The sequence below is a fragment of the Streptomyces sp. NPDC030820 genome (assembly GCF_055572075.1).
The window spans coordinates 323,390-336,336 of record NZ_JBVIEB010000003.1; the positions used below are offsets into that span (position 1 = coordinate 323,390).

Consider the following 12,947-nt stretch of genomic DNA (forward strand, 5'->3'; position numbering starts at 1 on the left):
GGACGCCTTGCGATAATTGACCGCATGATCGAGGCACGGCGGCTCCACATCCTCCGTGCGGTGGCCGACCACCGCACGGTCACCGCGGCGGCCGCCGCGCTGTACCTCACCCCGTCGGCCGTGTCCCAGCAGCTGACGGCCCTGGAGCAGGAGACCGGTCACCGCCTGGTCGAGCGCAGCGCCAAGGGCGTACGGCTCACCCCGGCCGGCGAGATCCTGCTCAGCCACACCAACGCCGTCCTCGCCCAGCTGGAGCGGGCCGAGGCGGAGCTGGCGGCCTACGGCTCGGGCGAGGCGGGCACGGTCACCGTGGCCGCCTTCGCGACCGGCATCGCCCAGGTCGTGGCCCCGGCCGTGGCCCGGCTCGCCCACTCCGCGCCCGGCATCCGCATCCGCGTCCAGGACGCCGAGGGCGACGCGAGCCTGCCCATGGTCCTGGACCGGCAGGTCGATGTGGCGGTGGCCGTGGAGTACCGGGGTGCCCCGCCCGCCGACGACCCCCGGCTCACCCACGTCCCGCTCTACGCCGAGCCGTTCGACGCGGTCGTACCCGTCGGCCATCGCCTCGCTGACACCGCCGAGGTGCCCCTCGCCGAGCTGGCCAAGGACCCCTGGATCGGCCCGTATCCCGGCAACCCCTGCCACGACGTGGTCGTCCTGGCCTGCGAGAGCGCCGGTTTCCAGCCACGCCTGGAGCACTCCTCCGACGACTTCCGCGCGGTCGTCGCGCTCGCCTCGGCCGACGCGGGCGTGGCCCTCGTACCGCGCTCGGCGCTGAACGGCATGGACCTCACCGGCGTCGTCGTACGCCCCGTCGACGGTGTGGCCCCGACCCGCCGCGTCTTCGCCGCCGTACGGCGCGGCGCCGAGGGGCACCCGCTGATCCGCCCGGTGCTGGACGCCCTGCGGGAGGCGGCCGGGGGGTAGGGAACCGGCCATCGGTCGCACGCAGTCTGGGAGGTCATGCGTGTGACGATGATCCTCCCGGCCCTGACCGAAGCGACCAGCCCGCTGTTCCGGCCCATCAAGTACTCGCTGTTCCCGCCGCTGGGCCTGGCCACCCTGGCCGGCTACCTCGACCCGGACGACGAGGTCACGCTCCTCGACGAACACGTGGAGCGCATCGACCTTGCGGCCCTGGACACCCCGGACCTCCTGGTGGTGCAGCCGTACATCACCTCGGCCCGGCGCAGCTACGAGATAGCCGACCACTTCCGGGCCCGGGGCGTCCATGTGGCCATGGGCGGTCTGCACGTCACCTCGCTGCCCGAGGAGGCAGCGGCCCACGCCGACACGATCTTCACCGGGCCCGGCGAGGACACCTGGCCGCTGTTCCTGAAGGACTTCCGCGACGGCGTACCGGCCCGCCGCTACGACTCCACACAGCGCACCCTCGCCGGACTGCCACCGGTACGCCGCGACCTGATCAAGCGGCACCTCTACCTCGTGCCCAACTCGATCGTGGTCTCCCGCGGTTGCCCCCACCACTGCGACTTCTGCTACAAGGACGCCTTCTTCGAGGGCGGCAAGTCCTTCTACACCCAGGCCGTCGACGACGCCCTCGCCGAGATCGACCGCCTGCCCGGCCGCCACCTCTACTTCCTCGACGACCACCTGCTGGGCAACCGGCGCTTCGCCGAGGCCCTGTTCGACGGCATGCGGGGGATGGGCCGGCTGTGGCAGGCGGCGGGCACGGTCAGCTCCGTGCTCAGGCCCGACCTGCTGGAGCGGGCGGTGGAGGCGGGCCTGCGCAGCCTGTTCGTCGGCTTCGAGACGGTCAACGACGCCAACCTCGCCGAACGGCGCAAGAACCAGAACATCGGCACCGACTACGCGGCCGCGGTACGACGCCTGCACGACGCCGGGGTGATGGTCAACGCCAGCTTCGTCTTCGGGCTCGACCAGGACGGTCCGGACGTCTTCGACCGCACCGTGGAGTGGGCCGTCGAGCAGGGCATCGAGACGGCGACCTTCCACATCATGACGCCGTACCCGTCGACCGGGCTGTGGAAGCAGCTGGAGTCCGAGGGACGCATCGTGCACCGCGACTGGGACCTGTACGACACCCGCCACGTCGTCTACCGGCCCAAGGGCATGACACCCCGTCAGCTGGAGGACGGCTACTGGCGGGCCTACCGCGACTTCTACCGCTGGTCCAGCATCTGGCGCGGCTCGGCGGCCCAGCCGGGCCGGCCCGAGCGGCTGCGGCACCTGGCCTACGCGGGCGGCTGGAAGAAGTTCGAGCCCGCCTGGGACCTGCTGATCCGCTCCCGCCGGGTGGTGCGGGCACTGCCGATGCTGGAGCGGACGCTCGCGGCGTTCGGCGGTCGGGAATGAGGAGAACCCTGGAGCCCCTGGAGAAGCTCGTCTCAAATATGGCATAGAATCCCTGATATGAAACAGGATCATGTCGCATCGGCCCCGGAGCCCGTCGACGTCCGGCTCGGCGCCCGCCTCGCCGAACTGCGCGCCGAGCACGGCTGGTCCCTGGGGGAGCTGGCCGAGCGCAGCGGGGTGAGCCGGTCGACCCTGTCACGTGCCGAGCGCGCGGAAATCAGTCCCACCGCCTCCGTGCTGAACCGGCTCTGCCATGTCTACGGACGCACGATGTCCCAGCTGCTCAGCGAGGTCGAGGCGGCACCCGCGCCGCTGGTCCGGGCCGCCGACCAGCCGATCTGGGAGGACCGCGGCTCCGGATTCGTCCGGCGGTCCGTGTCCCCGCCGCACGCCGGACTCCGCGGCGAACTGGTCGAGGGCCGGCTCGCACCGGGTGCCGACATCGCCTACGACCGCCCGCCCGTGACCGGTCTGGAACAGCATCTGTGGCTGCTCGACGGCAGCCTGGAGGTGACCGACGGGGAGCAGGTCCACCACCTGGACCCCGGAGACTGCCTGCGGATGCGCGTCTTCGGCCCCACCCGGTTCCGGTGCGCCGGCCCCATCGAGGCACGGTACGCGCTGGCGGTGGTGCGGCCATGAGGCTGGAACGCTGGAACGCCGCACAAGTACGAGAGCGGGCGGGGGAGTTGGCGGAACTGCTGACCGACACCGTGGCCGGTGGCGCCTCGGTCGGCTTTCTCGCGGCGCTCACGCACGAGGAGGCCACCGCCTGGTGGCGGGAGCGGGCCGAGGCGACGGCGGCGGGCCGGCTCGCCGTCTGGGCGGCACTCGACGGCACCGAGCGGCCGGCCGGAACCGTGAGCCTGGCCTACGCCGACAAGCCGAACAGCCGCCACCGCGCGGAACTGGTGAAGCTGATGGTGCACCGCTCCGCGCGCGGACAGGGCCTCGGCCGCCGCCTCCTCGCCACCGCCGAGGACGCCGCCGCGGCCGTCGGCATCACCCTGCTCCACCTCGATACCGAGACCGGCAGCCCGGCCGAGCACCTCTACCGCTCGGCCGGCTGGGTCCGGGCCGGTGTCATCCCCGACTACGCGGAGAGCCCCGGCGGCGAGCTGCGCCCGACGACCCTGTACTACAAGCGGCTGGGGCCGCCGGCCGGGTGACTGTCAGTGCCAGGAGCTACCGTGCGTTGCATGCCGGATGCCGAAGACGTACGCCGTATCGCCCTGTCCCTGCCGGACACCACGGAGAAGGTCGCCTGGAGCATGCCCACGTTCCGGGTGGCCGGGAAGATGTTCGCGACCCTGCCGGAGGACGAGACGTCCATCGCCGTGCGCTGCCCCAAGGAGGAGCGCGACGAACTGGTGCTGGCCGAGCCGGAGAAGTTCTGGATCGCCGACCACGAGGCCCAGTTCGCCTGGGTCAGAGCGAGACTCGCCGCGCTGGAGGACGAGGACGAGCTGCGCGCCATCCTCGTCGACTCCTGGCGGCAGGCCGCACCGCCCCGACTCCTCGACGCGCACCCCGAGTTGGGGCTGCCGCCCGGGGAGTGAAAATCCCCCGTGCGCGGGCGCCGGGCGTGGCATCATCCCGCGTGGCGCAGCCGGGCGCGGGGATGTCGTTCTGGGGCGTGATGTGGGCGACCAGTGTGCAGACCCAGGTCCCGCCGGACGTGCTCAACCGCATCCACGCCTACGACGTGGCCGGCTCCCTCGCCATGATGCCGGTGGGCCAGGCTCTCGCGGGCCCGGCGATACGCGACCTGGTCCGAGCGGACGCGCCCGCGCGGGGCTGTATCAATATGCGGCTCCGCCGCGCGGGCGCGATCAGCCCCTACGCACCCACAGTCGCGCACGGTGCTCAGCCGGTTCGGCGCGTGGGCGCCATGAAGCGCCCGATCCGGTCGCGCAAGGACGCCGGGTCCAGCCCGTGCGCGGCCGCATGCTCCTCGATCGTCCCGTAGCGGCGCAGCTCGCGGCGGCCCACGCCGAGGCCCAGTACCCGGTGCGGCACGTCCGCGAGCGCCTCGCTCACCGCGGTCGTCGAGGTGCCCGCGAGATACGGCTCGACCAGGACGACATCGGTGCCCGCCGACTCCGTGACCCGGCGCAGGCCCGCCCCGTCGAAGGGCCGCACCGTCGTCGCGTACAGGACCGTCACGTCCAGGCCCTCCGTGGCGGCGAGGACCGAGTCCAGCACCGGGCCCACGGCGAGGACCACACCCCGGCGGCCCTCGCGGACGGCGACGAAGTGCCGGCCGTCGATCAGCCGCCCCTGCCGGTTGGCCTGCACGGACAGCCGTACGTACACCTTGTCGTCGCCCGCGGCGACCGCGTGGCGCAGCAGTGTCTCGGCCTCGTCCGGATGCCCGGGCACATGCACGGTCCAGCCGTCCAGCGTGTCGAGCAGCGCCACATCGCCCGGGGCCATGTGCGTGTAGCCGCCGGCCGGCCAGTCGAAGGAGGCGGCCGCGCTCACCAGCACCGCCCCCGTGTTCTGGTGCCCGAGATCCAGCTTGACCTGCTCGAACGGCCGCTCCACGAGGAAGCTGGCGAAGGTGTGCACCACGGGCCGCAAGCCGGTCAGCGCCAGCCCCGCCGCCGCCCCGACCAGCAGCTGCTCGCGGATGCCGACGTTGACGACCCGGTCGGGATGCCGGGCCATCGCCTCGCGGAAGCCGTCCTTGCCGATCTCGGCGAGGACCACCGCGACACGCGGGTCCTCGTCCAGCAGCCGGGAGACGACGGGGGCGAAACGGTCACGCATGGTGTCCATGAAGCTGTGCCCTTTCCGATGAGCGGGGAGAGTCAGGTGAGCGGGGAGAGTCAGGCGTTCTTCGGCTCGACGCGGGCCACGACCACATGCGGCCGCCCGGGATGCGGCGCGGTGAACGCGGCGTACAGCGCCTCGTGATCGCGCCCGTCGACGGTCACCGCCGACCAGCCCGCGGCCTCGAACCGGGCGGCGATCCCGCCGGGCAGGGCGTGGCTGGCGGAGGAGTTGTCGACCACGATCGTGTGCAGCCGGTCCAGGCCGGCGGGCCCGGCGAAGGCGATCGCCTCGTGGTTGCTGCCCTCGTCCAGCTCGGCGTCCCCGATCAGCACCCAGACCGCCGGGTCGTGCAGCCCCTGCGCCCGCAGCCCCAGCGTGCTGCCCACGGCGATCGGCAGCCCGTGCCCGAGCGAGCCGCTGCCGATCTCGGCACCCGGCACCAGCACCCGGTCCGGGTGATGCCCGAGAGGGGAGTCGTACGACCCGAACCCGGGCAGCCACTCCACCGGCACGAACCCCTTCGCGGCCAGCACCGCGTAGTACGCCATGGGCCCGTGCCCCTTGCTCAGCAGGAACCGGTCACGGGCGGGATCGTCCCGCCGCTCCGGCGTCACCCGCAGCACCCGGTCGTAGAGCACCCACAGCACGTCGAGGGTGGAGGTGGCCGCCGGTCCGTGCTTCTCGTCGCCGGTCATCAGACTCATCAGGCCGGGCAGGTCGTCGTACCCGTACGTGCGGTTCTCGTCCGTCGCGATCGTCATGCCGACGATCGTGCAACCTCAACCAAGCTTGAGGTCAACCGGGAAACCGGTGCGCGATCAGCGAGCGGAGTGCGGTATTGTTTCCCTGCACGTTGCGACCGGGGAAACCCCAGGTCAAACGGCACCGGGACGTGGCGCAGCTTGGTAGCGCACTTGACTGGGGGTCAAGGGGTCGCAGGTTCAAATCCTGTCGTCCCGACCAGCTTTCCTGCCGGTCGGAGGCCGTTTTCTCAGGGATGAGGAGACGGCCTTTGTCGTGTCTGTCCGTCTCCGGCCGCCTTCTCGCCGGTCGCCTGCTCCCCGTCCGGATCAGGGAGGAGGCGGCGGTGGTCGCCGGCGGCGATCTTGGCCGCCATCGCGGCGAGCTGTCCCACGGCCCACGCGATCTCCCGCTGGTTCTGGTTGTGCTCGCTGACGACCGCCGCGAGCAGCAGCGCGGTCAGCGCGGCGGAGCCGTTGAAGGCCTGCAGGGTGATCATCTTGGTGAGCAGGTCGTGACCGGCGAACGGGCCCGATCTCTCGGCAGCGGCGATGATCGCGAAGGTCGACACGGCCAGCGCGCAGGGTGCGGCCCCGGCCAGCTGGAAGCGGAAGGCCGCCCAGATCAGCAGCGGGAACCCGAGGAACAGCAGGGGGGTGTGGCCGGTCATGAGGAATCCCACAACGCCCGTGGCCGCCACGAGCAGCAGGGCCTCCGCCCACCGGGCCGTTCGCGCGTTCCTCGGCCGGTGTGCCGAGCGGAGGACGAGCAGGACCGGCGTGACCACCAGGACGCCCATCGCGTCGCCGGTCCACCAGACCGACCATGTCGGCCAGAAGTCACCGGGGCGCAGCACCCCGGCGAGGGCCAGGGTCCCGCTGCCCGTCGTCGCGCTGACCAGCATCCCGGTGAACGCACCGAGAAAGATCAGCGCGAGCGCGTCCCGCGTTCGGTGCAGATCCGCACGGAAGCCCGTACGGCTGAGCAGCAGATAGGAGCAGACGGGTGCGAGGGTGTTCCCCGCCGCGATGGCGAGCACGGCCGGGAGCGACGGCCCGAGCGAGATGTTGACCAGGAACGCGCCGAGTGCGATACCCGGCCAGACCCGTGGGCCGCGCAGGAGCAGGCTCGCCACCGCGATACCGCTCGGCGGCCACAGCGGTGTGACCTGGCCACGCACGAGCTGCTGGAGCAGGCCCAGCCTGGCCGAGCCGTAGTACAGCGCGGCGATGACGCAGATCTCCAGGGCGGCCGGACCACTGCGCCGGAGCCCCGGATGGCGCGCGACAGTCATTGGGCGACCTCCGCTTCGACATCGCCCCGAACCCGTCATCCGAACCCATCATCCGCCGGATCCCCCGTATCCTCCACGCGGCCGACCGGCCCGGAAGCGGCGACCGGTGTGCCGGCCCGGGGGTCAGGCGGGCGGTGTGCGCAGGGCGAGGATGGCCATGTCGTCGTGACCGTCGCTGGGGTGGTGATCGGCCAGTACCTGAACGAACTCCGGCAGGGGGAGGGCGGCATGGACCGCGGCGAGACCCGCGAGTTCGCTCATGCTCTCGTCGATGGAGTGGCCGGGATGCTCGATCAGCCCGTCGGTGTAGAAGACGACGGTGGCCTGCGGGGGCAGGAGGCGGGTGTGGTCCGGGCGGGGCTGCTCGACGTCGACACCGAGCGGCAGTCCGGGCTCGGCGAGCAGATAGGTCACGCGGCGCTCACGGGTGACCACCAGCGGCGGAACGTGACCTGCGGTGCTCCAGTTCAGCCGCCAGCCGGGTCCCTCCGGTTGGATGCGGGCCAGGGTGGTGGTCGTGACGCGGTTGTTCGAGACCATCTCCAGGGTCCGGTCGAGCTGGGCGAGAATCGCGCCGGGCGGACTGCTCTGGTCGAACACGAGAGCGCGCAGCATGTTCCGGGTGGCGGCCATGGCGGCCGCGGCCTGCAGATCATGGCCGACCACGTCACCGATGACGATCGCCACGACGTTGTCGGGCAGGGGGATGGCGTCGTACCAGTCCCCGCCGAGCTGACTGGGCTCGGCGGCGGGCCGGTAGATGGCGGCCGCGGTGAACGGCCGCAGGTCGGGCAGGGTGGGCAGCAGAAGCCGCTGGAACTGCTCGGCTCCGAGGCGAATCCGTTCGAACAGGCGGACGTTCTCGATCGCGATGCCTGCGGCACTGGCCAGGGCCACGACGACGCTCTCGTCGTGCATGTCGAAGGGCTGTCCGTCGGTTCGCTCGGAGAGGTAGAGGTCGCCGTAGATCTCGCCGCGCACGGTGATGGCGACGCCGAGGAGCGTGCGCATGCGCGGGTGGCCGGCCGGGAATCCGGCGGAGGAGGGATGGCCCTGGATGTCGTCGATCCGCAAGGGGTCGGGGTAGCGGATCAGGTGCCCGAGGACGCCCAGACCACGAGGCAGTCCGGCCGCGGCCAGCGCATCGCGTTCCGGCTCGGACAGACCGGCCGAGATGAACTGCTCCAGGTGTTCTCCGGACTCGTCGAGCACGCCCAGGGCGCCGTAGCGGGCGCCGACCAGCTCCATGGCGGTCGTCACGATACGGTGCAGCACCGCGGGCAGCTCCACCTCACGGCTGATGGCCATCACCGCATCCAGCAGGCCCTGCAGCCGGTCCATGGAGGACAGCAGGGCACCCATCTGCTCGTCGATCCGGCCCAGCTCGGACCGCAGACGCATGCGCAGGTCGGGGACATACGGCTGGCCGGGCTCTCTCCCTGCCTTCTCTCCCGCCATTCCGGCCTCCTGACACGACCCTGGTCCATGCGGGACGGCGGCATCACCTTCGATTGTGGCATCGGTGCCCTGGTCGGGCGGTGTGACGGCGGCCCGCACCGCAGGTGAAGGGCCTCGCCGGCGCTGCCGAGCGAGGCCCTTCGCGGTGCCGGGCGGCTTCAGGCGGTTCGGACGTCCTGACGTGACACGGCCAGGTAGCCGACCAGTCCGAGAATGGCCACCGTCCAGGACAGGGTCACCGGGCCGAGTCCCCAGTCCAGGCCGCCGCGCTTGCCGGGCAGGGCCATCCAGTCGGCGAGGGAGGCGCCGAGCGGGCGTGTGATGACGTACGCCGTCCAGAACGCGGTCACCGCGCCCAGCAGGCGGGCGCGGTGGGCGAGGGCCGGGACGCAGATCGCCACGGCGAACAGCACGACCGAGCCCAGGTAGCCGAGGCCGATGGTCGCGGTGAGGTCGCCCGCCGCGGTGCCCAGCGCGAACGTTGCGAGGACGGCCGCCCAGTAGAAGAACTCGCGGCGCCGGGTGCGGATGGAGTGGATGGACAGGGTGCGCTCGGTGGCGTACCAGAGGGCGAAGACGGCGGCCAGGGCGATCATGAACAGCGGGGTGGACAGGGTGTACGGGACGCCGAGGCCCACGTGGAGCACGTCCGCGGCCATCGTGCCGAACACGCTGACCATGACGATCGCCGTCCAGTAGATCCAGGCCACGTACCGGCGGACGGCGAACTGGAGCACGAGCGAGGCGACGAAGGCGAGACCGCCGAGTCCGACCGCGGGAATCGGGCCCAGCAGATGGGCGAGGAAGTCGGAGGCGGTCTCGCCCATGCCGGTGGTGAGGACCTTGATGATCCAGAAGTAGACGGTGACCTCCGGCACCTTGTTCGCGCTCTCACGTATGCGCGCGCGTGCCTGCGCGCGAGGCCGGTCGTCCAGGACGTGCTCAGTGCTCATGGTCCGCACCTTCGCACGCCCAACTGGCGTTCCCCCAGATGCCTTTGCCATTGTTTTGGGGCTTCTGGTGCAGCTGTTGCCATGGGCCGCCGCGAGCCTGAACGCAACCTGAACGCGACGGCGAAACCGCTGGTCGGCGGCCTGACCGGCCTGATAGACAGGCGGGTCAGGCGACCGCGGCGGCGGAGCGGACGGGCGGCGCCGGGCCGCCGGCCTCAGAAGGCCAGACCCACGTGCGCGAGCGCCTGCTTCAGCAGCACCCCGTGCCCGCCCGGCATCTCGCTCTGCACCGCCGGTGAGGCGGCCTCCTGCGGGCTGAACCAGACCAGGTCCAGCGCGTCCTGCCGGGGGCGGCAGTCGCCGGTGACCGGGACGATGTAGGCGAGGGACACCGCGTGCTGGCGTGGGTCGTGGTACGGCGTGATGCCCGCCGTCGGGAAGTACTCCGCGACCGTGAAGGGCTGCAGGGAGGCGGGGACCCGGGGCAGAGCCACCGGGCCGAGGTCCTTCTCCAGGTGGCGCAGCAGGGCGTCGCGGACCCGCTCGTGGTGCAGGACGCGGCCGGAGACCAGGGTCCGGCTGACCGTCCCGTCCGGGCCGATCCGCAGCAGCAGTCCGATGCTGGTCACTTCGCCGCTGTCGTCCACGCGCACGGGCACGGCCTCGACGTACAGGATCGGCATCCGGGCCCTGGCCATTTCCAGCTCGTCCGTGGACAGCCAGCCGGGCGTCGTCTCGGTCATGTCAGACATTGCTTGATCATACTTTCCGGGTGGGGCGCCCGCTGGGATCGCGGGCCGGGTCGGATACGGGCGGTCCGTAGAGGCGCAGGGCGTTGTCGCGGCCGGTCCAGGCCGCGATCCGCAGGGCGTCGGGCAGACTCAACTCGTCGGCGTCGACACGGGCTTGCAGCAGATCGGCGAGCCCCTGCCGGAAACACAGGGCGCCCAGGTGGTGGAATTCGGCCACCCCGTAGGCGTCGGAGCTGTACAGCAGTTTGCGGAAGGGGGTGATCTCCAGCGCCTCCTCCAGGACCGCCCGGCAGCGGGCCGGGCCCGTGTGGTGCAGGGCGAGGCCCACGTCCAGGTACACCTGCTCGAACACCGCGGCCAGATAGGCGGCCTGGCGGTGGTACGGCCAGCAGTGCAGCAGCAGCACCGGGACCGTGCCGGACGTCCGCCGCAGCCAGTCGGTCAGCAGGGCCGGGTCGGCGTGGTGCAGCCGCAGGTCGGCGTCGCCGAACCCGGTGTGCAGCTGCAGGGGCAGGCCGAGGTCGACGGCGGTCCACAGCAGGTGCCGTACCAGTACCGGATCGGTGAGCCGGCCGCCGCCCCCGTCCGGTGCCGCCGCGAGCCAGTGCCGGGCGGCCTCGGTCACCTCGGCGTCCGCCGGGCGCGCCGGGTCCAGGGCGAAGCCGGTGCGGTAGGCGGCCACCGACTTCACCGCCACCACGCCCGGCCGGCGTGCCGCGTCCTCGGCGGCGGCACGGAAGCGGGCCGCGTACTCGCCCGGCTCGACGCCCCGCGCGGCCACCGCCTCCGCCACCTGCTCCAGCCGTACGACCTCGAAGGCGGCGGCGCCGGCGGCCTCCGCCAGCTCGGCCGGGCAGGTGAGCGGGTGTGGGGCGTAGCCGGTGTCCACGAGGAACACCCCGGCTCCCGCGGCCCGCAGAAAGCGGCGGTTGACCTCCCGCCAGCCCAGTTCCGCGCGGCCGGCCACATAGTCGGCCGCCGGGGCGTGCCGGGGGAGGTCCAGCACAGGCGCGCAGTGCCGGCGTACCGCCACACCGGCCGGGGTGTCGAAGGGTGAGACGCCGGGCCAGGCCTCGCCCTCGGTCAGCAGCGAGGCGAACTCCTCGGGCGCGAGGTCGGCCGTCACGGCGCCGTGGCAGTGGTGGTCCACCAGCTCCAGCTGGGCGAGGGCCTCGTGGACCGGACCCGGCGTGGCCATGGTCAGTACACCCAGCGGTAGGCCGCCGCCACCCGCGCGTCGTCCAGGTCCCGGGCGGCGGCCGCCTCGCCGAGCCGTACGGCGGTCACCGCGTCCGCGAGGACCGGGCCCAGCGCCGCCCGCAGTACCCGGTCCGCCCGGAACTGCTCGACGGCCTGGGGCAGCGACTGCGGCAGCCGCCGTACGCCGAGCGCCGCCGCCTCGTCCGGGCCGTACCGGGCCGGGTCGCCGGTGATCTCCTCCGGCAGGGCGAGGGACGAGTCGATCCCGTCCAGGCCGGCGGCGATGACACAGCCGAGGGCGAGGTAGGGGTTGGCGGCCAGGTCGACCGGTTTCACCTCCAGGTTCGCCTCCTGCTCCCGGCGGCCCGCCGAGCCGGTGATCACCCGCAGCGCGGCCTCACGGGTCTCCCGGCCCCAGGCGGTGAACACCCCGGCCCACTGGGAGGGTCTGAGCCGCAGATAGCTGGCGGGGCTCGGTGCGGTGACCGCCGTCAGCGCGGGCAGGCGGGCCAGGATCCCGGCCGTGAAGGACTCCGCCTCGGGTGTCATGCCGTGGCGGCGCTCCCCGCCCGCGTGCAGGTTCGTGCCGCCGCGCCAGCAGGACAGATGGACATGACCGCCGTTGCCGACGCCCTCGGCGGACACCGCGGGCGAGAACGACACCCTGAAGCCGTGCCGTTGTGCGACCGCCCGGATCGTCTGCCGCACCAGCACGCTGCGGTCGGCCGCCGCCACCGGGTCCAGCGCGCCCGCCGAGACCTCGAACTGCCCGGCCGCGTACTCGGGATGGAGCTGGTCGACGGGCACGTCCTGCGCGTCGAACGCGGCCAGCAGATCGGCGGTGTAGTCGCTCAGCTCGACCTGCCGGATCGCGCCGTACGCCGGGCCGGACACCGCCGGAACGAACTCCCCGGGCGGTGCCGAGCCGAGCCCGACCGCCCACTCGACCTCGATCGCCGCCTTGAAGGCGAGTCCGTGCCGGTCGGCGGCGTCGGCGACGATCCGGCGCAGAAAGGTTCGGGCACAGCCGGGGTGCCGGGCGCCCTCCTGGGTGATCCGGTCCACCGGCGCCCACGCCCAGCCGGGCTGCCCGGCCAGCTCCACCAGCCCGTCCAGGTCCGGATACAGACGCAGGTCACCGTCCGGGGAGCCGAGGACGTCGGTGGTGACGATCGAGTCGTCGGCGAGGAAGGTGTCGAACACCGGGGACATGCCGACACCCCAGGACACGGCGGCTTCCAGCCGCGCCGTCGGGACCGTCTTCACCCGGCAGACGCCCGCGGTGTCCACATAGGCCAGCACGATCCCGCGTACGCCCCGCGCGGCGAGGTCGGCCGTGAGTCCCGCGACCCGGCGCAGATCCTCCGGGCGCCCGCCGGGCACGGGGTCGGCAAGGGTGGTCATACGTCCTCCTCGGCCATACGTCGTCCTCGG

At 72.5% G+C, this 12,947-nt stretch carries 13 protein-coding genes, 1 tRNA gene and 1 pseudogene; 7 read left to right on the top strand and 8 right to left on the bottom strand.

The features are described from left to right. The first annotated feature begins 24 nt into the window (after nt 1-24). From ACZ418_RS09840 to ACZ418_RS09865, 6 genes and pseudogenes are all read left to right on the top strand, one after another. Nucleotides 25-927: a LysR family transcriptional regulator gene (locus tag ACZ418_RS09840; protein WP_468359693.1), complete on the top strand. Its 903-nt coding sequence runs from the start codon at nt 25-27 to the stop codon at nt 925-927. 48 nt (nt 928-975) lie between these two features. Then, nucleotides 976-2,337 (top strand): B12-binding domain-containing radical SAM protein, encoded by a 1,362-nt coding sequence (locus tag ACZ418_RS09845; protein WP_468360768.1) that lies wholly within the window; start codon nt 976-978, stop codon nt 2,335-2,337. Between the two features lie 57 nt (nt 2,338-2,394). After that, the gene (locus ACZ418_RS09850) at nt 2,395-2,979 is read left to right on the top strand and encodes a helix-turn-helix domain-containing protein (RefSeq protein WP_468359696.1); all 585 of its coding nucleotides are present in this window, start codon (nt 2,395-2,397) and stop codon (nt 2,977-2,979) included. Next, the gene (locus ACZ418_RS09855; RefSeq protein WP_468359699.1) at nt 2,976-3,506 is read left to right on the top strand and encodes a GNAT family N-acetyltransferase; all 531 of its coding nucleotides are present in this window, start codon (nt 2,976-2,978) and stop codon (nt 3,504-3,506) included. Before ACZ418_RS09850 ends, ACZ418_RS09855 begins: the two co-directional genes overlap by 4 nt. A 30-nt stretch (nt 3,507-3,536) precedes the next feature. After that, entirely contained in the window at nt 3,537-3,896 is a 360-nt protein-coding gene (locus tag ACZ418_RS09860) for an MmcQ/YjbR family DNA-binding protein (RefSeq protein ID WP_468359704.1), read from the top strand. A 44-nt stretch (nt 3,897-3,940) separates the two neighbouring features. Beyond that, nucleotides 3,941-4,306: pseudogene (locus tag ACZ418_RS09865) on the top strand (MFS transporter); the annotation flags it as partial. On the opposite strand, the gene ACZ418_RS09870 reads toward ACZ418_RS09865, so the two are convergent. Further along, complete coding sequence (locus ACZ418_RS09870; protein WP_468359709.1) at nt 4,204-5,118, bottom strand: transketolase family protein; 915 nt, start codon at nt 5,116-5,118, stop codon at nt 4,204-4,206. The pseudogene ACZ418_RS09865 and the gene ACZ418_RS09870 overlap by 103 nt on opposite strands. Nucleotides 5,119-5,168: 50 nt before the next feature. Beyond that, entirely contained in the window at nt 5,169-5,876 is a 708-nt protein-coding gene (locus ACZ418_RS09875) for a transketolase (protein ID WP_468359712.1), read from the bottom strand. A gap of 125 nt (nt 5,877-6,001) precedes the next feature. Here ACZ418_RS09875 and ACZ418_RS09880 point away from each other — a divergent pair. Further along, nucleotides 6,002-6,078 (top strand) — tRNA-Pro (locus ACZ418_RS09880). Nucleotides 6,079-6,106: 28 nt separating this feature from the next. Here ACZ418_RS09880 and ACZ418_RS09885 read toward each other — a convergent pair. The 6 genes from ACZ418_RS09885 to ACZ418_RS09910 form a co-directional block, all read right to left on the bottom strand. After that, nucleotides 6,107-7,150: an MASE1 domain-containing protein gene (locus ACZ418_RS09885; RefSeq protein ID WP_468359715.1), complete on the bottom strand. Its 1,044-nt coding sequence runs from the start codon at nt 7,148-7,150 to the stop codon at nt 6,107-6,109. A 123-nt stretch (nt 7,151-7,273) separates the two neighbouring features. After that, a complete protein-coding gene (locus tag ACZ418_RS09890; RefSeq protein ID WP_468359718.1) occupies nt 7,274-8,608 on the bottom strand; it encodes a PP2C family protein-serine/threonine phosphatase in 1,335 nt (444 codons plus the stop codon). 158 nt (nt 8,609-8,766) lie between these two features. Beyond that, a complete protein-coding gene (locus ACZ418_RS09895; protein ID WP_468359721.1) occupies nt 8,767-9,561 on the bottom strand; it encodes a COG4705 family protein in 795 nt (264 codons plus the stop codon). 215 nt (nt 9,562-9,776) lie between these two features. Beyond that, nucleotides 9,777-10,304: an NUDIX hydrolase family protein gene (locus ACZ418_RS09900; protein ID WP_351808182.1), complete on the bottom strand. Its 528-nt coding sequence runs from the start codon at nt 10,302-10,304 to the stop codon at nt 9,777-9,779. Nucleotides 10,305-10,320: 16 nt separating this feature from the next. Further along, a complete protein-coding gene (locus ACZ418_RS09905) occupies nt 10,321-11,511 on the bottom strand; it encodes an amidohydrolase family protein (protein WP_468359724.1) in 1,191 nt (396 codons plus the stop codon). Nucleotides 11,512-11,513: 2 nt separating this feature from the next. Next, nucleotides 11,514-12,917, bottom strand: a complete 1,404-nt coding sequence (locus tag ACZ418_RS09910) for a type I glutamate--ammonia ligase (protein ID WP_468359727.1) — start codon at nt 12,915-12,917, stop codon at nt 11,514-11,516. Nucleotides 12,918-12,947 lie beyond the last annotated feature (30 nt).